Annotated in this window: 15 protein-coding genes; 7 read left to right on the plus strand and 8 right to left on the minus strand. The window is 72.0% G+C overall.

From position 1 onward, the window contains the following. A partial coding sequence (locus tag QSK34_RS09095; protein ID WP_285582098.1) for an RICIN domain-containing protein occupies nt 1-947 on the plus strand: 947 nt, incomplete at its 5' end. A 50-nt stretch (nt 948-997) separates the two neighbouring features. Here the strand turns inward: QSK34_RS09095 and QSK34_RS09100 are convergent. Both QSK34_RS09100 and QSK34_RS09105 read right to left on the minus strand, forming a co-directional pair. Then, nucleotides 998-2803 carry an RICIN domain-containing protein gene (locus QSK34_RS09100; protein WP_285582100.1) on the minus strand — a complete coding sequence of 602 codons (1806 nt, stop codon included), beginning with the start codon at nt 2801-2803 and terminating at the stop codon, nt 998-1000. Between the two features lie 129 nt (nt 2804-2932). Next, on the minus strand, nt 2933-3943 hold the full coding sequence (locus QSK34_RS09105) for a LacI family DNA-binding transcriptional regulator (RefSeq protein ID WP_285582102.1): 1011 nt from the start codon (nt 3941-3943) through the stop codon (nt 2933-2935). 127 nt (nt 3944-4070) lie between these two features. Here QSK34_RS09105 and QSK34_RS09110 point away from each other — a divergent pair, with 127 nt between their 5' ends. From QSK34_RS09110 to QSK34_RS09125, 4 genes are read left to right on the plus strand one after another with little or no spacing between them, the layout of a single operon-like run. Next, complete coding sequence (locus tag QSK34_RS09110) at nt 4071-5315, plus strand: sugar ABC transporter substrate-binding protein (protein WP_285582104.1); 1245 nt, start codon at nt 4071-4073, stop codon at nt 5313-5315. 10 nt (nt 5316-5325) lie between these two features. Beyond that, nucleotides 5326-6243, plus strand: a complete 918-nt coding sequence (locus tag QSK34_RS09115; protein ID WP_285582106.1) for a carbohydrate ABC transporter permease — start codon at nt 5326-5328, stop codon at nt 6241-6243. Next, complete coding sequence (locus QSK34_RS09120) at nt 6240-7046, plus strand: carbohydrate ABC transporter permease (protein WP_285582108.1); 807 nt, start codon at nt 6240-6242, stop codon at nt 7044-7046. The genes QSK34_RS09115 and QSK34_RS09120 overlap by 4 nt, the downstream gene beginning before the upstream one ends. Nucleotides 7047-7071: 25 nt before the next feature. Further along, nucleotides 7072-8712: an amylo-alpha-1,6-glucosidase gene (locus tag QSK34_RS09125; protein ID WP_285582110.1), complete on the plus strand. Its 1641-nt coding sequence runs from the start codon at nt 7072-7074 to the stop codon at nt 8710-8712. A 16-nt stretch (nt 8713-8728) separates the two neighbouring features. Here the strand turns inward: QSK34_RS09125 and larC are convergent, their stop codons facing one another. The 5 genes from larC to QSK34_RS09150 are packed head-to-tail and all read right to left on the minus strand — an operon-like array spanning nt 8729 to nt 13341. After that, a complete protein-coding gene (gene larC, locus QSK34_RS09130) occupies nt 8729-9844 on the minus strand; it encodes a nickel pincer cofactor biosynthesis protein LarC (protein WP_285582113.1) in 1116 nt (371 codons plus the stop codon). Then, on the minus strand, nt 9841-10494 hold the full coding sequence (larB, locus tag QSK34_RS09135) for a nickel pincer cofactor biosynthesis protein LarB (protein ID WP_285582115.1): 654 nt from the start codon (nt 10492-10494) through the stop codon (nt 9841-9843). The genes larC and larB overlap by 4 nt, the downstream gene beginning before the upstream one ends. Nucleotides 10495-10496: 2 nt before the next feature. Then, nucleotides 10497-11762, minus strand: a complete 1266-nt coding sequence (gene larA / locus QSK34_RS09140) for a nickel-dependent lactate racemase (protein ID WP_285582117.1) — start codon at nt 11760-11762, stop codon at nt 10497-10499. Then, entirely contained in the window at nt 11759-12496 is a 738-nt protein-coding gene (locus tag QSK34_RS09145; protein ID WP_285582119.1) for an SDR family NAD(P)-dependent oxidoreductase, read from the minus strand. Before QSK34_RS09145 ends, larA begins: the two co-directional genes overlap by 4 nt. Continuing rightward, the gene (locus tag QSK34_RS09150) at nt 12493-13341 is read right to left on the minus strand and encodes a fumarylacetoacetate hydrolase family protein (RefSeq protein WP_285582121.1); all 849 of its coding nucleotides are present in this window, start codon (nt 13339-13341) and stop codon (nt 12493-12495) included. The genes QSK34_RS09145 and QSK34_RS09150 overlap by 4 nt, the downstream gene beginning before the upstream one ends. A 139-nt stretch (nt 13342-13480) precedes the next feature. On the opposite strand from QSK34_RS09150, the gene QSK34_RS09155 reads away from it, so the two are divergent. Together QSK34_RS09155 and QSK34_RS09160 are read left to right on the plus strand one after the other, a co-directional pair. Next, complete coding sequence (locus QSK34_RS09155; RefSeq protein ID WP_285582127.1) at nt 13481-14569, plus strand: SMP-30/gluconolactonase/LRE family protein; 1089 nt, start codon at nt 13481-13483, stop codon at nt 14567-14569. Further along, nucleotides 14566-15414, plus strand: a complete 849-nt coding sequence (locus tag QSK34_RS09160) for a universal stress protein (RefSeq protein WP_285582131.1) — start codon at nt 14566-14568, stop codon at nt 15412-15414. Before QSK34_RS09155 ends, QSK34_RS09160 begins: the two co-directional genes overlap by 4 nt. A 2-nt stretch (nt 15415-15416) precedes the next feature. On the opposite strand, the gene QSK34_RS09165 is transcribed toward QSK34_RS09160, so the two are convergent. Further along, on the minus strand, nt 15417-16001 hold the full coding sequence (locus QSK34_RS09165) for a DedA family protein (protein WP_285583966.1): 585 nt from the start codon (nt 15999-16001) through the stop codon (nt 15417-15419). Nucleotides 16002-16089 lie beyond the last annotated feature (88 nt).

Genomic DNA, 16089 nt, shown 5'->3' on the forward strand with positions numbered 1-16089 from the left:
TGGAACTACGCGGCGACGACGGCACCGGCTGGTCCCTCGCCTGGAAGATCAACTACTGGGCGCGGATGGAAGAAGGCGCCCGCGCCCACACCCTGCTCCGCCTGCTGGTCACCACCGCCCGCCTCGCGCCGAACATGTTCGACCTGCACCCGCCCTTCCAGATCGACGGCAACTTCGGCGCCACCTCCGGCATCGCCGAAATGCTCCTCCAATCCCACAACGGCGAACTCCACGTCCTGCCGGCACTCCCCTCGGCCTGGCCCAGCGGCAAATTCACCGGCCTGCGCGGGCGGGGCGGCTACACCGTCGCCACCACCTGGACCTCGGGCCGCGCGACCGAGATCCTGGTCCGCTTCGACCGGGCCGGCACCGCCCGCGTCCGCAACACCGTCTTCACCGGCACCGTCCAGGTCGTGGACGCCGAGACGGGCACGGCGGTCACCTTCACCAAACCCGAATCCGACCTGGTCTCGCTCACCGGGCAGGCCGGGCGCACCTACCGGCTGACCGGAACCGGCACCCCGCAGCAGCCGACCTCGTATGTGCGGATCGTCAACGGCACCACCGGGCTGGTGCTGGACAGCGGCGGCAACGTCGCCTCCGGCTCGGTGGTCAAGCAGTGGAACTACGACGGCTCGACCAACCTGCAGTGGCAGCTGGTCGACCTGGGCGGCGGCTGGTACCGGATCGTCAACCGCACCAACGGCATGGTCATCGACAGCTGGGGCAACACCGCCAACGGCGCCAACGCCCGCCAGGCCGCCTGGACCGGCAGCAACAACCAGCAATGGCGGCTGGCCGCCGCGAGCAACGGCCGCCACCAGATCATCAACCGCGGCACCGGCACCGCCCTGGACGGCATGGGCAACGCCACCGCCGGGTCGACCGTCTGCATGTGGGCGCCGAACACCAACACGAACAACCAGTGGACCATCGCCTCCGTATGACACGACGAGGCCCTGCCGCCCCCGGGGTGGCAGGGCCTCGCGCGGGCCGGTCAGCGTCCCCAGAGTCGCCAGGTCTGGTTCAGCGGACTGCCCTGCCCCGCCGCGACGCACGTCCACTGGTGGACGGCCGCGCGTGGCGCGGTGGAGATCGTGCTCACGTCCACGCACTTGCCGCTGTGCCGGGCGAGGAGCTGGTAGTCGTGCGCGTCGTTGCCGCCGTAGGTCACCTTGCGGAGCGTGAACTGCTGGTTCTGCGCGCCGCTGGTGCAGGTCCACTGGATGACGGCCGCCCCGTCGGCGGTGGAGACCCCGTTGACGTCGAGGCACTTGCCGCTCTGCCGGTTGACGACCGTGTAGGTGTTGGCGACGCCGCTCACCGGGACGAAGTTCCAGAGCTGCTGGTCGCCGCCCTCGCAGTAGAACTGCTGCTGGACGGTGCCGTTGGCGGTCGAGGAGTTCGGGTTGTCGAGGCACTGCTGGGAGTGCTGGGCCACCGCGACCGAGGTGAAGCTCCCGTCCGACGGCGGCACGAGGGTGACGGTCAGGGCGTCGGCGATCGCGGTGTTGGGCAGGTTGAGCGTGACCGCGTTGCCCGACAGGGTGACGACGGAGTTGGAGATGGTGACCGGCCCCTGCACGGCGCCGCCGTTGTTGTTCGGGATGCGCTGCACGATCGCGCGCACCTGGTTGTTCTGCACGATCCCGCTGGTGGTGTCGAGCCGCTGGAGGGTGACGGCGAGGTTGCCGGTGGTGCGCCCGCCGCCGACCAGCACCTTGGCCGTGCCGGTGTCCTTCGTGGCGTAGGCGTCGTAGGAGCTGCTCGGCGTGACCGCCACGCTCTGCCCGGTCTGGGACGCGTAGAAACGGTAGACCCACCACTCGCCCTTGGGCTGGTGCTGCCCGGCGCTGTTGCGGATGAGCAGGTTGGCGATGTCGTTGTGCAGGTTGCCGCCGCCGCCCCAGTGGGCGCGCAGGCCGTCGGCGCCCGCGCGTTCCAGCCGGGAGATGTACCAGGCGCCGTCGGCGGGGTTCTGCTCGTCGGGGGCGCCGTACTCGTTGATCTGGTAGGGCCTCGGGTGCGGGATGCCGCGCGAGTTCAGGGTCGTGTTGGCGGCGGCCACGTTGGCGACGGGGTCGCCCGGCAGCGAGTGCCAGCTGATGATGTCCGGCACCACGTTGTTGGCCTTGATGAAGTCGAGGTAGGCGTTCCAGAAGGCGTGCGAGGTGGACGGGACGCACGCGCAGCTCGGCCCGACGATCAGGTGACCGGGGAACGCGGCGCGGACCCGCTGGTAGCTGCGGCGCCACAACTCGAAGTACTGGGACTGGGGCCGGTTCCAGAACAGGGTGATGTTCGGCTCGTTCCACAGGTCCCATTGCACGGTGATGCCCGCGGCCCGCACGTCGTCGATGACGCGCGTCAGGAAGTTGTCGTAGTCGGTCCAGTCGCCGTTGTCGCCGGGGAAGCGGGAGATGCCCGCGCCGTCGGCGCCCCACAGGTCGTGCGGGAGCAGGATGAACTGGCCGCCGAGGGCGATGGTGCGGCGGGCCTGGGCCAGCGTGGAGTTCCAGCGGCGGTCGTACCCGCCCGACACCCAGCCGCCGCTGGGGAGCTGGGCGCCGCCGGCGCGCATGGCGCGGAACTTGACGTCGCGGTAGAAGTGGTCGGCCGGGCCGGTGCCGTTCTCGGTCATGCCGTAGATCCAGCCGGAGGCGCGGTACGTGGGGCTCGCGCCCGTGCTGGCGAAGTTGACGGTGATGGCCTCGTCGGCCGCGAGGGCGGGGGCGGCGGGCACGACCAGTCCGGTGACGGCCAGGGCGCAGGCGGCGATCACGGATCGTATTCGGGTACGCATCGGGCTACTCCTGGGGGCGAGGTGATCTCACGCGAGGGCTGGGTAGCGAATCGATTCGACCGCAGATTAGGTCGCGTTACGACACGATGTCAACGGAGTGACGGAGGGGTGAAACGAATCGATTCGCGGTTACGGCCGGGCCGGGCCGGTCGTGGCGCGCAGCGAGATCGGCGGCGCGAGCAGCAGATGGCGGTGGGGGGCGGCCGGATCGGCGATCCGCCCCAGCAGCAGGTCGACGGCGTGCGCGCCCAGCTCGACGGCGGGCACGTCGGCCGCGGTGAGCGGCGGATGGAGGTTCTCCGCCCAGTGCCGGGCGGCGACGCCCACGATCGAGAAGTCGCGGGGCACCTCGCGGCCCGTCCGGGCGAGCGCGTGGTAGACCCCGGCCGCCGCCGCCTCGTTGACGGTGGCGATCGCCGTCAGCTCCGGGTGCTCGGCGAGCAGGTGTTCGGTGCAGGCCTGACCGGCCTGGGCGTCGTCGGCGCAGCAGACGGCCACGCCGCGCAGGCCGCGCTCGGCGAGCGCCCGGTCGAAGCCGGCCCGCGCGCGGTGCCCCGGGCCGTATCCGGCCGCCACCAGTTCGGCGCTGCGGTTGACCAGGGCGATGTCACGGTGGCCGAGGTCGGCGAGGTGGTGGACGCACCGGGCGATGAGCGTCTCGTAGTCGAGGTCGACCCATGACATGCCGTCGGGGTCGCGGGTGCGGCCGATGCCGACGAACGGCAGGCCGCTGGCCATCAGCCGGGCGACCCGGTCGTCTTCGAGCCGTATCTCCATGACGATCACGCCGTCGACGCGCTGACCGGTGACCACGCGCTCGAAGGAGCGGTCGTGCTCGCCTCCCGAGGGCGACAGCAGCACGTCGAGGTCGGCGCGCGCGGCGGCGTCGACGACGCTGGCCACGAAGCCGAGCTGCATGTCGGTCAGGCGGGTGCTGGCGGGCGGGATGACGAGGCCGATGGTGCGGGTGCGGCCCTCCTTGAGGGCGCGCGCCGCCGCGTTGGGGCGGTATCCCAGCTCGTCGATCACCGCCAGGATGCGCTGTTTGGTCTCGGGCGAGACCGGGCGGCGGCCCGTGAGGGCGTAGGACACGGTGCTGCGGGACACTCCCGCCCTCTTGGCGATCTCCCCGATGTTCATTCGAGCATCGTAGTCGAATCGTTCCACAATTCGGCTCGGCGACCCCCATTGACGTCCACGAGGAACCCGCTTATCTTCGGTCGAACCGATTCGTCGAATCGGTTCGACCAAGGGAGGTCACCCCCCGATGAGATCTTCCGCGTCCGGCCGGCTCGCCACCGGCCTCGCACTCGCCCTGCTGGCCGCCTGCTCCACCCCCTCCGCCGTGGAGGAGGCCCCCTCGGCCACGGCCGCGGCGGCGTACACGATCTGGGATCCCTATCCGCAGTACGACACGGGCTCCGAGTGGGTGCGCCTGCTGGAGGCGTGCGGCGCCCAGGCGGGCGTCGGGGTCGAGCGCACCGGCTACGACACCAGCGACCTGACCAACAAGGCGCTGCTGGCCGCGCAGCAGGGCAACTCGCCCGACGTGCTGATCGTCGACAACCCGGTCGTCTCCACCCTGGCCGAGGCCGGCGTGCTGACCACGACCGCGGAGAACCGGCTCGACGTCTCGGCCGTCTCGCCCAACCTCCTGGGGGCCGGTCAGAGCGGCGGCGAGACCTTCGGCGTCCCGATCGGCGCCAACACCCTGGCGCTCTACTACAACAAGGACGTGCTGGACAAGGCGGGCGTCGACCCGGCCTCGGTCACCGACTGGGCCACGCTCACGGCGGCGCTGGAGAAGGTGACGAAGTCGGGCGGCAAGGGCATCACGTTCTCCGCGATCGGCACCGAGGAGGGCAGCTTCCAGTTCCTCCCCTGGTTCTGGGGCGCGGGCGCGAACCTCACCAAGCTCGACTCCCCCGAAGGCGTCGCGGCGGTCACGCTCTGGGCCGACTGGCTGAAGAAGGGGTACGCCCCCAACTCCGTCATCACCAACACCCAGACCACGAGCTGGCAGGAGTTCGCCACCGGCGACTACGCCTTCGCCGAGAACGGCACCTGGCAACTCGCCAACGCCGAGAAGGCCGGCTTCCCCTACGGCGTCATCCCGATCCCCGCCCGGACCGGCGGCCCGGCGCCCGCGCCCACCGGCGGGGAGTTCGTCGCCATCCCCGTCCAGCAGGACACCGGCAGGTACGCCACCTCGCAGAAACTGGTCGCCTGCCTGACCAACGGCGAGAACTCGCTCAAGACCACCACCACGCTCTCCTACATCGCCCCGACCGAGGCCGTGCAGCAGCGGCAGGTCGCGGCCGACGCGAAACTCGGCGTCTGGGTGGAGGCCGTCAAGGTGGCCAAGGGGCGCACCGGCGACGACCTGGGCACCAAGTACCCGAAGATCTCCGAGCCGATGTGGGGGGCCGTGCAGGCGGCGCTGAGCTCGTCCAAGCCGCCGCAGGAGGCGATGACGGAGGCGCAGCGCGCCGCCGCGAGCGCCACGCAGTGACGGCCGGCACATGGCCCTCACCACTCCGGCACCGTCCCGCCGGGCGCCGCGTCCGGGGCAGTGGGCGGCCTGGGCGTTCCTCGCCCCGGTCAGCCTCTACCTGCTGGTCTTCTACGCCTATCCGCTCTACCGCAACGTCGAGCTGAGCCTGCGGAACTACACCGTGCGGTCGTTCGTGCGGGGCGACGCGCCGTTCGCCGGGTTCGGCAACTACCTGAAGGTGTTCGCCGACCCGACGTTCGGCCCGGCGCTCTGGCACACCGTGGTCTTCACGGTGGTCTCGCTGGTCTTCCAGTTCACGATCGGCCTGGCCCTGGCGTTGTTCTTCACGAAGAACTTCCCGCTGTCGGCGACGCTGCGGGCGCTGTTCCTGGTGCCCTGGCTGCTGCCGCTGATCGTGTCGGCCTCGACGTGGTCGTGGTTGCTGAACAGCGAGTCCGGCGTGGTCAACGCGGCGCTCGGCTTCCTGGGGCTCGGGCCGGTGAACTGGCTGACCTCCCCCGACTGGTCGCTCTGGTCGGTGACGGTCGCCAACATCTGGATCGGCGTCCCGTTCAACCTGGTGGTGCTCTACTCCGGCCTCCAGGCGATCCCGGCCGCCGTGTACGAGGCCGCGGCGCTCGACGGGGCCAACGGCCGGCAGCGGTTCTGGCGCATCACCTTCCCGCTCCTGCGGCCGGTGTCGGCGATCACCCTGCTCCTCGGCCTCGTCTACACGCTGAAGGTGTTCGACATCATCTGGATCATGACCAGGGGCGGCCCGAGCGGGTCGTCGACCACCTTCGCCACCTGGTCGTACCGGCTGGGCTTCGGCAACCTCGTGCCGTCGTTCGGGCCGGGGGCGGCGGTGGGCAACCTGCTCATCGTCATGGCGCTGGTGTTCGGGCTGGTCTACATCCGGACGCTGCACCGGGGGGCGCCGTCATGAGGCGGGTGAAGACGGCGATCGGGCTGGTGCTGACCGCCGTGATGTTGTTCCCGGTCTACTGGATGGTCAACGTCTCCTTCACCCGGGACGCCGACCTGCGCCGCGACCCGCCGAACTGGTTCCCCGTGCACGGCACGCTGGAGGGTTACCGGGCGGTGCTCGACCAGCAGCTGCCCTACCTCGCCACCAGCCTGGTCGTCGGGCTCGGCACCGTCGTGCTGACCCTCGTGGTGGCGGCCCCGGCGGCGTACTCCCTGGCCAGGCTGCGGCCGAAGGGCGGCGGGGTGCTGGGCTTCCTCCTGCTGACCGCGCAGATGATCCCCGGGATCATCATGGCGATGGGCTTCTACGCCGTCTTCCTGTCGGCGGGCGTGCTCAACACCGTGCCGGGGCTCATCGTGGCCGACTCCACGCTGGCCGTGCCGTTCGCGGTGCTCGTGCTGGCCGCGTTCATGTCGGGCCTGCCCGAGGAGCTGCTGCAGGCGGCCCGGGTCGACGGCGCGGGCACGGTGCGGACCTTCCGGTCGATCGTCCTGCCGCTCAGCCGCAACGCCCTGGTCACCGTCTCGCTGTTCGCCTTCCTGTGGGCGTGGTCGGACTTCGTCTTCGCCTCGACCCTCGACCAGGGCGGCGACCACCAGCCGATCACGCTCGGCATCTACCACTACATCGGCCACAACAACCAGGAGTGGAACGCGATCATGGCCACCGCCGTGGTCGCGTCGATCCCGGCGGCCGTCCTGCTCGTCATCGCCCAGCGTTACGTCGCCGCCGGGGTCACCGCCGGCGCCGTGAAGGACTGACCTCTAGGAGAAGGGCCACCCCTCCGTGTTCTCCCTACGGGAAATCCCGTTCAGCTATCGCGGCTCCTGGTTCGGCTTCTCCCCGGTGATCGCCGAGAAGACGTACGCCGACGAGGTGCACCTGGTCTCGCACCAGACCGGGATGCACGCCGTCCTGCGGCTCGTCGTCGACCCGGAGGCGGCGCTGACCGCCACGCCGCAGCAGCTCCTGTGGGAGCACGGCGAGGACCGGATCGAGCTCGCCTACGAGAACGCCGACACGGTGCGGATCCGGGGGCGCGGCCTCGGCCTGGGCCTGATGGCGGCCGATCCCGTGCTCACCCCGTTCAGCGGCCCGTACTTCTATGAAGAGCCGGCGGACGGGTCGTACGTCTTCACGCTCTACCAGACCGGCCGCCGCTACCGGATCACCGTGCTGCGCGGTGCGGCCGAGCCCGTGGGCGCGCAGTCGCTCGGCGGCGCCGAACGCGGGGTCACCCTGTCGGGCGACTGGGAGATCGCCGTCGAGGAGTACGAGACCGCCCGCGCCCCCTACGTCGAGGCCGACACGTTCGAGCAGGTGGTGAAGGCGGCCCGCGCGGAGTTCGACGCCTTCGCCGCGGCGGTGGCCCCCTGGCGCGACGACGCCACCCCGGCGGCGGAGCTGGCGGTCTACGTGTTGTGGTCGGCGACGGTCCGCCCGGCGGGTTTCGTCACGCGTCCCGGGGTGCTGATGTCCAAGCACTGGATGGACAAGGTGTGGAGCTGGGACCACTGCTTCAACGCCATTGCCCTGGCCGAGGGGCTGCCCGACCTCGCGTGGCACCAGTTCCGGCTGCCCTTCGACCACCAGGACGGCGCCGGCGCGCTGCCCGACTCGGTGACGCACTCCGAGATCCTCTACAACTTCGTCAAGCCGCCCATCCACGGCTGGGCCCTCGGCCGGCTTCAGTGGCGGCCCGAACCGGAGGAGACCTACCGCCGGCTGGCGCGGTGGACGGACTTCTGGCTGACCGCCCGGCGGGTGCCCGGCCACGAACTGGCCTACTACCAGCACGGCAACGACAGCGGGTGGGACAACGCCACCACCTTCGACCCCGAGCGCGTCGTCGAGACCGCCGACCTGGCCGCCTTCCTCGTGCTCCAGATGCGCGAACTGGCCCGCACGGCCCCCGGCCCCGCCGAGGCGGCCCGCTGGAGCGAGGCCGCCGACCGCATGAGGAACGCCCTGCTGGCCGAGTTGTGGACGGGCGAGCGGTTCGTCGCCCGGGGCGCGCTCACCGGCCGGACCTGGAGCAGCGACAGCCTGCTCGACCTGATGCCGGTCGTCCTCGGCGAGGAGCTGCCCCCCGAGGTGAGCGCGGTGCTGGCCGGCCGGATCGAACGGCACCTGACGGAGTTCGGGCCCGCCACGGAACTGCCGTCGTCGCCGCACTACCAGGACGACGGTTACTGGCGCGGCCCCATCTGGGCGCCCTCGACGATCCTGATCGAGGACGGGCTGCGCCGCGCCGGGCACGTCGCGCTGGCCGACGAGATCAGCGACCGGTTCCGCCGCCTGTGCGAGAGGTCGGGGTTCGCGGAGAACTTCGACGCGCGAACCGGCGAGGGGCTGCGCGACCGCGCGTACACGTGGACGGCCAGCGCCTACCTCATCCTCGCGGCGGCACGGCGCAAGCGTGGCTGACGGTCACACTGATGACTCACAGGGCGTCGAGGGCCTCCCTGGTCAGCGTGCCGAGCGACTTGCCGGTCGAGGCGGCCAGGCGGGCGAGGTCGTCGTACTCGGGCTTGACGCCCCAGGGGCCCTCCTTCATCCGCACGGTCCGGCCGTACAGCTCGACCGTCCGGATCACGCGGGGGACGGTGACCTTGTCGACCCAGCTGCGGCGCAGGCCGAGCGTGCCGGTCTCGGAGAACATCATCGTCTCCAGGTGGTCGGCCAGGTCGACGGGCGTGAGCACGTGCAGGACGTGGGCCGGCCGGCCCTTCTTCATGACCGCCGGCGTGACCCACGCGTCGGCGGCGCCGGCCGCCAGCATGCGCGCGATGACGTGGCCGAGCAGCTCCCCGGTCACGTCGTCGAGGTTGGTCGACAGGACGACCTGCCGGTCCTCGGCGGCGAGCGGGCGCCCGAGGGTGGCGACGACGACGTTGGGGCGGTCGGGGAGCCGCCGGGTGCCCGCGCCGTATCCGGTCGCGTGCACCTCCATGGGCGGCGTCCCGCCGTAGACGGTCTCCGCCGCGCGCAGCAGGGCGGCACCGGTGGGGGTGACGGCCTCGTGCTCGCCGCCGCTCCGGACCTGGGCGCCCCGGAGCAGGGCGAGGGTGGCCGGGGCGGGCACCGGCAGCACCCCGTGGCGGGTCTCGACGCTGCCGCTCCCGAGCGGCAACGGCGCGCAGTGCACCCGGGTCACGCCCAGGTCGGCCAGCGCGGCGGCGCATCCGACGATGTCGACCAGCGTGTCGTGCCCGCCGAGCTCGTGCAGGTGGACGTCGCCGGCCGGCAGGCCGTGCAACTCGGCCTCGACCCCGGCGATGGCCCTCAGCGCGCGTTCCGCGACGGGCAGGCCGGTGCGGGCGGCCATCTCGATCAGCACCGAGGCCGGGCGCTCGGTCGCGTCGTCGTCGACCTCGACCCGCACGCGGACGGCCATGAGCGCGCCGGTGCGGACGTTCTCGGCCTCCAGCCGCCATCCGGTCAGGCCGGTCCGGGCGACGGCCTGGCGGACGACGTCCACGGAGGCGCCCGCCGACAGCAGGGCCCCGAGCAGCATGTCGCCGGCCAGGCCGGTGAACGGGTTGAGATGGAGGATCACGACCGCCGCCTGGTGAGCCGGTAGGCGGCCAGCGCCGCGCCGAAGCCCGAGTCGATGTTGACCACCGTGATGCCGGCGGCGCAGGAGGTCAGCATGGCCAGCAGCGCCGTCACGCCCTCCAGGGCGGCGCCGTAGCCGACGGAGGTGGGCACGGCGATGACCGGCGTCTCCACCAGCCCGCCGACCACGCTCGCCAGCGCTCCCTCCATCCCGGCGACCACGATCACGCAGTCGGCCTCGCGGAGCCGCTCGACCTCGGCCAGGACCCGGTGGATGCCGGCCACCCCGACGTCCCGGATCACCGTGGTCTCCAGGCCGAGCGCGTTCGCCACGGCCGCCGCCTCGGCGGCGACCGGCCCGTCGGCGGTGCCGGCCGTCACCACGGCCACGCCGAACCCGAGGAGCAGGGCCGACCGCCACACCAGCAGCCGGGCCGCGTCGTCGTACCGGCCGCCGGGCACGACGGCGAGGACCTGCCCGGCGGTGTCCGGCCCGACCCGGGTCACCAGGACGGGACCGTCGTTCCGGTCGAGCAGCACCTTCACGATCCCGGCGATCTCGCCGGCCTGCTTGCCCGGCCCGTAGACGATCTCGGGCAGGCCCTGCCGCCGCTCCCTGTCGAGGTCGACCCGCGCGTACCCGATGTCCATCGCTACTCCCCCGCCAGGTAGGGGATCGTCATGGGCCCCTCGGGCAGCACGCACACGCTCCCGGGAAGGTCCCGGACGGTGGCCGCGATGTCGTGGGTCTGCTCCAGGTGGGCGGCGGCCAGGTCGGCGTCGCTCAGATGGGAGGTGTGCACGATGACCCGCGCGTGCCGCTGGATGCGCGCCTGGATCTGCACCTGCCACTGGTCGGGCACCGTCTCCGTGCGGGCGGAGATCTCCTCGAACAGCGCGTCGGGCGAGGCCGCGCCGGTCAGCGTCTCCCGGTAGGAGCCGTGGTCGGGGAAGCCGTCACGGCATTCGGCCGCGCAGATGACGACGCCCCCCGGCCGCACGATCTGCGCGGCGGCGCTCATGCCCTTGACCGCCTGGTAGAGGTTCTGGTCGAGCGGGAACCCGGCGTTGGTCGTGACGACCACGTCGAAGGCCGACGGCACGGGCCGCATCGCGGCCGCGCGGGCGGCGGCCATGGCGGCGGAGTGCATCGGCGCGAGGTCGCCGCCGAAGGCCTGGACGATCTTCTGTTCCCGGTTGAGCACGACGTCGAGGGAGAAGGTGACGCCGGTGCCCGCCGCGATGGCCCGGACGTCGTCGTGGACGGGGTTGCCCTCGGTGATCCCCCACGTCGCGCGGGGGTCGCCGATGCGGGCCGCGTCATGCAGGGTGAGCACGGTCTCCAAGGCGGCGAGCCCGGGGGCGACCAGCTTGGGGCCGCCGGAGAAACCGGCGAAGAAGTGCGGCTCGACGAACCCCGTGGTGATGCGCACGTCGGCATCGACCCACTCGCGGTTGAGCCAGACCGGCACGTCCTTGCCGAACCGGCCCATCCAGCGCAGCGACGCCGCGTCGCGCGAGTCGTGGTTGACGATGCGCACGGCGTCGACGACGGCGTCGCCGAACATGGCGCGCAGTTCCTCGGGGGTGTTGCCGCGGTGGGTGCCGGTGGCCACCAGGATCACCACGTCGTCGAGCGACACGAGCCCGTCGAGCTCGGCCAGGATCGCGGGGATCATCAGGTGCCGGGGCTGCGGCCGGGTGTAGTCGCAGGCCGAGATCGCCACCGTCTGGCCGCGCCGCACCCGGTCGCGCAGCGGCGGGCCCGCGACCGGTTCGCGCAGCGCCCTGAGCACCTCGGCCGCCTCGTCGGGCACCGGGGGCCGGGCGACCGGCGTGATCACGGTGGTGCGGTCGGCGGGCAGGTTCACCAGCAGCCCGTCCGTGCCGTAGGCCAGGTCGACGAGCAGGCCGCTCATGACGTCGCCGGCCGCAGGCGGAGGCCGGCCATCCCGCCGTCGACGGGCAGTTCGATGCCGACCGTCGACCCCGACGCCGGTCCGGCCAGGTAGGCGACGGCGTGCGCCACCTCCTCGGCGGCGACCAGGCGCCCGTGCGGCTGCCGGGCGCGCAGCGCCGCCCGCTCGGCCTCGGGATCGGGGGCGGCGTCCAGCAGGCGGCCCACCCAGGGGGTGTCGACGGTGCCCGGCGTGACGCAGTTGACCCGCACGCCCTCGCGCACGTGGTCGGCCGCCATCGCCCGGGTCAGCGCGAGCACGGCCCCCTTGGAGGCCGAGTAGAGGGCCCGCTGGGGCAGCCCGGCCGTGGCGGCGATGGAGCAGACGTTCACGATCGCCGCGCTCGGCGAGTTCCGCAGGTGGGGCAGCGCGGCCCGGCTCATCCGGACGATGCCCAGCACGTTGAGGTCCAGGACCCGCAGCCACTCGGCGTCGTCGTTGTCGGCGACCGTGCCCTGCGCGCCGATGCCGGCGTTGTTGACCAGCACGTCGATCCGGCCGTAGCGGTCGGCGACCGCCGCGACCGCGCGCCGGACGGCCGCGTCGTCGGTCACGTCGCAGACGAACTCGGTGCCGGACAGGTCCAGGACCGCCACCTTCGCGCCCCGGGCGGTCAGCTCCTCGGCCACCGCGCGGCCGATGCCGGACGCGCCGCCGGTGACGATCGCGACGAGGCCGTCGAAGTCGCCGCTCATGCCTGCCCCATCCGCTGACGCTGGCGTCCCAGGCCGTCGATCTCGACCTCGACGACGTCTCCGGGCCGCAGGTAGGCCTCCGGCCCCCGGCCCAGGGCCACGCCCGCCGGGGTGCCGGTGTTCACCACGTCACCCGGCTCCAGGACCATGAACTGGCTGAGATACCAGATCACATGGTGGACGCCGAAGATCTGGTTCTTCGTGCTGCCGTTCTGGCGCAGTTCCCCGTTCACCCACAGGCGCACGCCGAGCGCCTGCGGATCGCCGACCTCGTCGGGCGTGACCAGCCACGGCCCCAGCGGGTTGAACGTCTCGCACGACTTGCCCTTGTCCCACTGACCGCCGCGCTCAAGCTGGAACTCCCGCTCGGAGACGTCGTTGACGATCGTGTAGCCGGCGATGACCCCGGCCGCCTCCTCCGGAGAGGCGAGGTAGCGGGCCGTCGCCCCGATGACGACCGCCAGCTCGACCTCGTAGTCGGTCTTCACGCTGCCGCGCGGCACCAGCACCTCGTCGTCGGGCCCGACCACCGTGTTGGGCGCCTTCATGAAGACGACCGGCTCCAGGGGGACGGCCGCCTTGGTCTCCTCGGCGTGGTCGGAGTAGTTCAGCCCGATGCAGACGATCTTCCCCGGCCGTGCGACCGGCGGGCCGACCCGCTGACCGGACGCGGCGGGCGGCAGCTCCCCGGCCGCGAGGGCGGCGCGCACCCGCTCGATCCCCCCGCCGGCGAGGAACCCGCCGTCGATGTCCGCCGTCAGCGACGACAGGTCGAAGACGTTCCCCTCGGCGTCGACGGCACAGGGCCGTTCACCGCCCGGACTCCCCAACCGGCACAACTTCACGCTTTTACCTTCTTTCACTCCGAGTCAGGGGGAAGCTAATTCGTATGACGTCTGACGTCAAGACGGCAGCGACCTGGCACCGGGCGGCGAAACGGCCCTTGAGATACTGGAAGGGCTTTCGGCAACGAAGGGGATGACCATGTCTTCCAGTACTTCTGCCGCCGCCTCCCCACTCGGCAGCTGGGTGGGGACCGACTACGAGGTCGTCGCCGAATTCGGCGACCTGATGCCGACCGGCGTGACCGTGACCGACGACGGGCGCCTGTTCGTCTCCTTCCCGAGGTGGGGCGACGACGTGCCCTTCACCGTCGCGGAGGTCGTCAAGGGCGAACCGGTGCCCTATCCCGACCCCGAGTTCAACGCGTGGAGCCCCGGGGCCACCGCCGACACCCTGGTGTCGGTGCAGAGCGTGATCACCGACCCGGCCGGGCACGTGTGGCTGCTCGACACGGGCAGCCTGGCCTTCGAGCCGTGGCTGGAGAACGGGCCGAAGCTGGTCGAGGTCGATCCGGCCACCGACCGGGTGGTCCGGGTCGTCCGGCTCGACCCGGCCGCGGCCACCCCGGTGACGTACCTGAACGACGTGCGCTTCGACCTCTCGCGGGGGCCGGGAGGGTACGCGTACATCACCGACTGCGCGCCCGAAGGGGCGCTGATCGTGGTCGACCTCGACTCCGGGGAGACCTGGGCCCGGCTCCGGGGCCACGAGAGCACCTCGGCGGTACCGGGGTTCCGGGCGATCGTGCAGGGGGTCGTGCGGGAGAACTACCGGGTCGGCGTCGACGGCATCGCGCTGAGCGCCGACGGCTCCCGCCTGTTCTACTGCCCGCTGTCGAGCAGGCGGCTCTACAGCGTGTCGGCCGACGCGCTGGTCGACCGGTCGCTCGACGACGAGCAGGTGGCGGCCACGGTCGCCGACCTGGGCGACAAGGGCGCCTCCGACGGCCTGGAGTCCGACGCCGAAGACGCCGTCTACGCCACCGCCTACGAGCACAGCGCCGTCGTCCGGCGCGACCCCGGCGGCCACTGGTCGACGCTCCTGCACGCCCCCGGCCTGCTGTGGCCGGACACCCTGGCGCTGGCGGGCGACGGCTTCCTGTACGTCAGCGTGAACCAGCTCCCCCGCAGCCCGCTGTTCAACGACGGGACCGACACCCGGGTGCCGCCCTACCAGGTCATCCGGGTCCAGACCGGCGCCCGCCCGATCCGCCTGACGGAGGAACGATGATCGTCGCCGGAGTCGACGGATCCCCGTCCGCGCTGGCCGCGGTGGACTACGCGGCCGCCGACGCCGCCCGCAGGGGCACGTCACTGCGGCTCGTGCACGTGCGCGAACCGTGGACGGGCATCCGGCTCAGCCAGTTGAACGACGTCGAGAACACCTACGGCGCGGAGGTCCTGGCCACCGCCGAGCGGCGGGCCCGCGCCGGCGCCCCGGAGGTCACCGTGACCACCGGCCTGACGACGGGCGGCGTCGTCGCCCGGCTCAAGGAGGAGGCGGCCAAGGCCGACGCGGTCGTGATCGGCAGCCGGGGCACCGGCGGCTTCACGGGCATGATCCTCGGCTCGGTCGGCCTCGGCCTGGCCGGGCACACCTCCGGCCCGGTGATCGTGGTCCGCGAGCCGTCGTCACCGTCCCACGGGCGGCTGCTGGTGGGCTACGACGGCAGCGAGGACGCCGACGTCGCGCTGGAGTTCGCCTTCGCCGAGGCACGGCGGCGCGACGCCGGGATCAGGGCGGTCTTCTCCTGGCAACCGCCGCCGTTCTCGTCGGTCGGCACCATGTACGACAACCTGATCCACTGCGTGTACGAGGAGCGCACCACCTTCGTCGAGGAGCGCTTCGCCGCCTGGCGCGACCGGCACCCGGGCGTGCCGGTGGAGTACACGAGCGTCTACGGCCACCCGGTGAACGTGCTGGCCGAGGAGTCGCGCGAGGCCGACCTGGTGGTGGCGGGCTCGCGGGGGCTCGGCGCCTTCGGCGCGGCCGTGCTCGGCTCGGTCGGCCACGGGCTGCTGCACCACGCCCACTGCCCCGTTGCGATCGTCAGCTCGGGCGAGGGGCCGGCCTGACCCTATCCGCCGACCTTGTCGCGGCGCCTGACCAGCCGGGAGACGACGAACCAGACGACGGCCACGGCGACCAGCACGATGACCACGTTGGACAACACGCCCGCGTAGTCTTCGACGACGCTCCAGTTCTCGCCCAGGTAGTAGCCCGCGAGCACGAACACCGTGTTCCAGATGGCGCTGCCCAGCGTCGTGAACAGCAGGAACGTCGCCATCGGCATGCGGGTGACCCCGGCCGGGATCGAGATCAGGCTCCGGAAGATCGGGATCATCCGCCCGAAGAACACCGTCTTGCGGCCGTGGCGGGCGAACCAGGCCTGCGTCTTCTCGATGTCCGACAACTTGATCAGCGGCAACTTGGCCGCCAGCCGCATCATGCGCTCCTCGCCGAGCATCGCGCCGACGGCGTAGAGGGCGACCGCGCCGACGACCGAGCCGACGGTCGTCCAGATCAGGACGGCCGTCAGCGACAGGTCACCCTTGGCGGCGGTGAACCCGGCGAGGGGCAGGATCGCCTCGCTGGGCAGCGGCGGGAAGAGGTTCTCCAGGGCGATCGCGAGCCCGGCCCCGGGCGCCCCGAGCGTCTCCATCAGTCCGATGACCCACCCGGCGATGCCGCCGAGGTCGCTGCTCAATTGGTTCCCCCTGGAATTCGGCTCCGTCCACGCTAGGGCCGCG

This window comes from Herbidospora sp. NBRC 101105 (assembly GCF_030269205.1).
Lineage (GTDB): Bacteria > Actinomycetota > Actinomycetes > Streptosporangiales > Streptosporangiaceae > Herbidospora > Herbidospora solisilvae.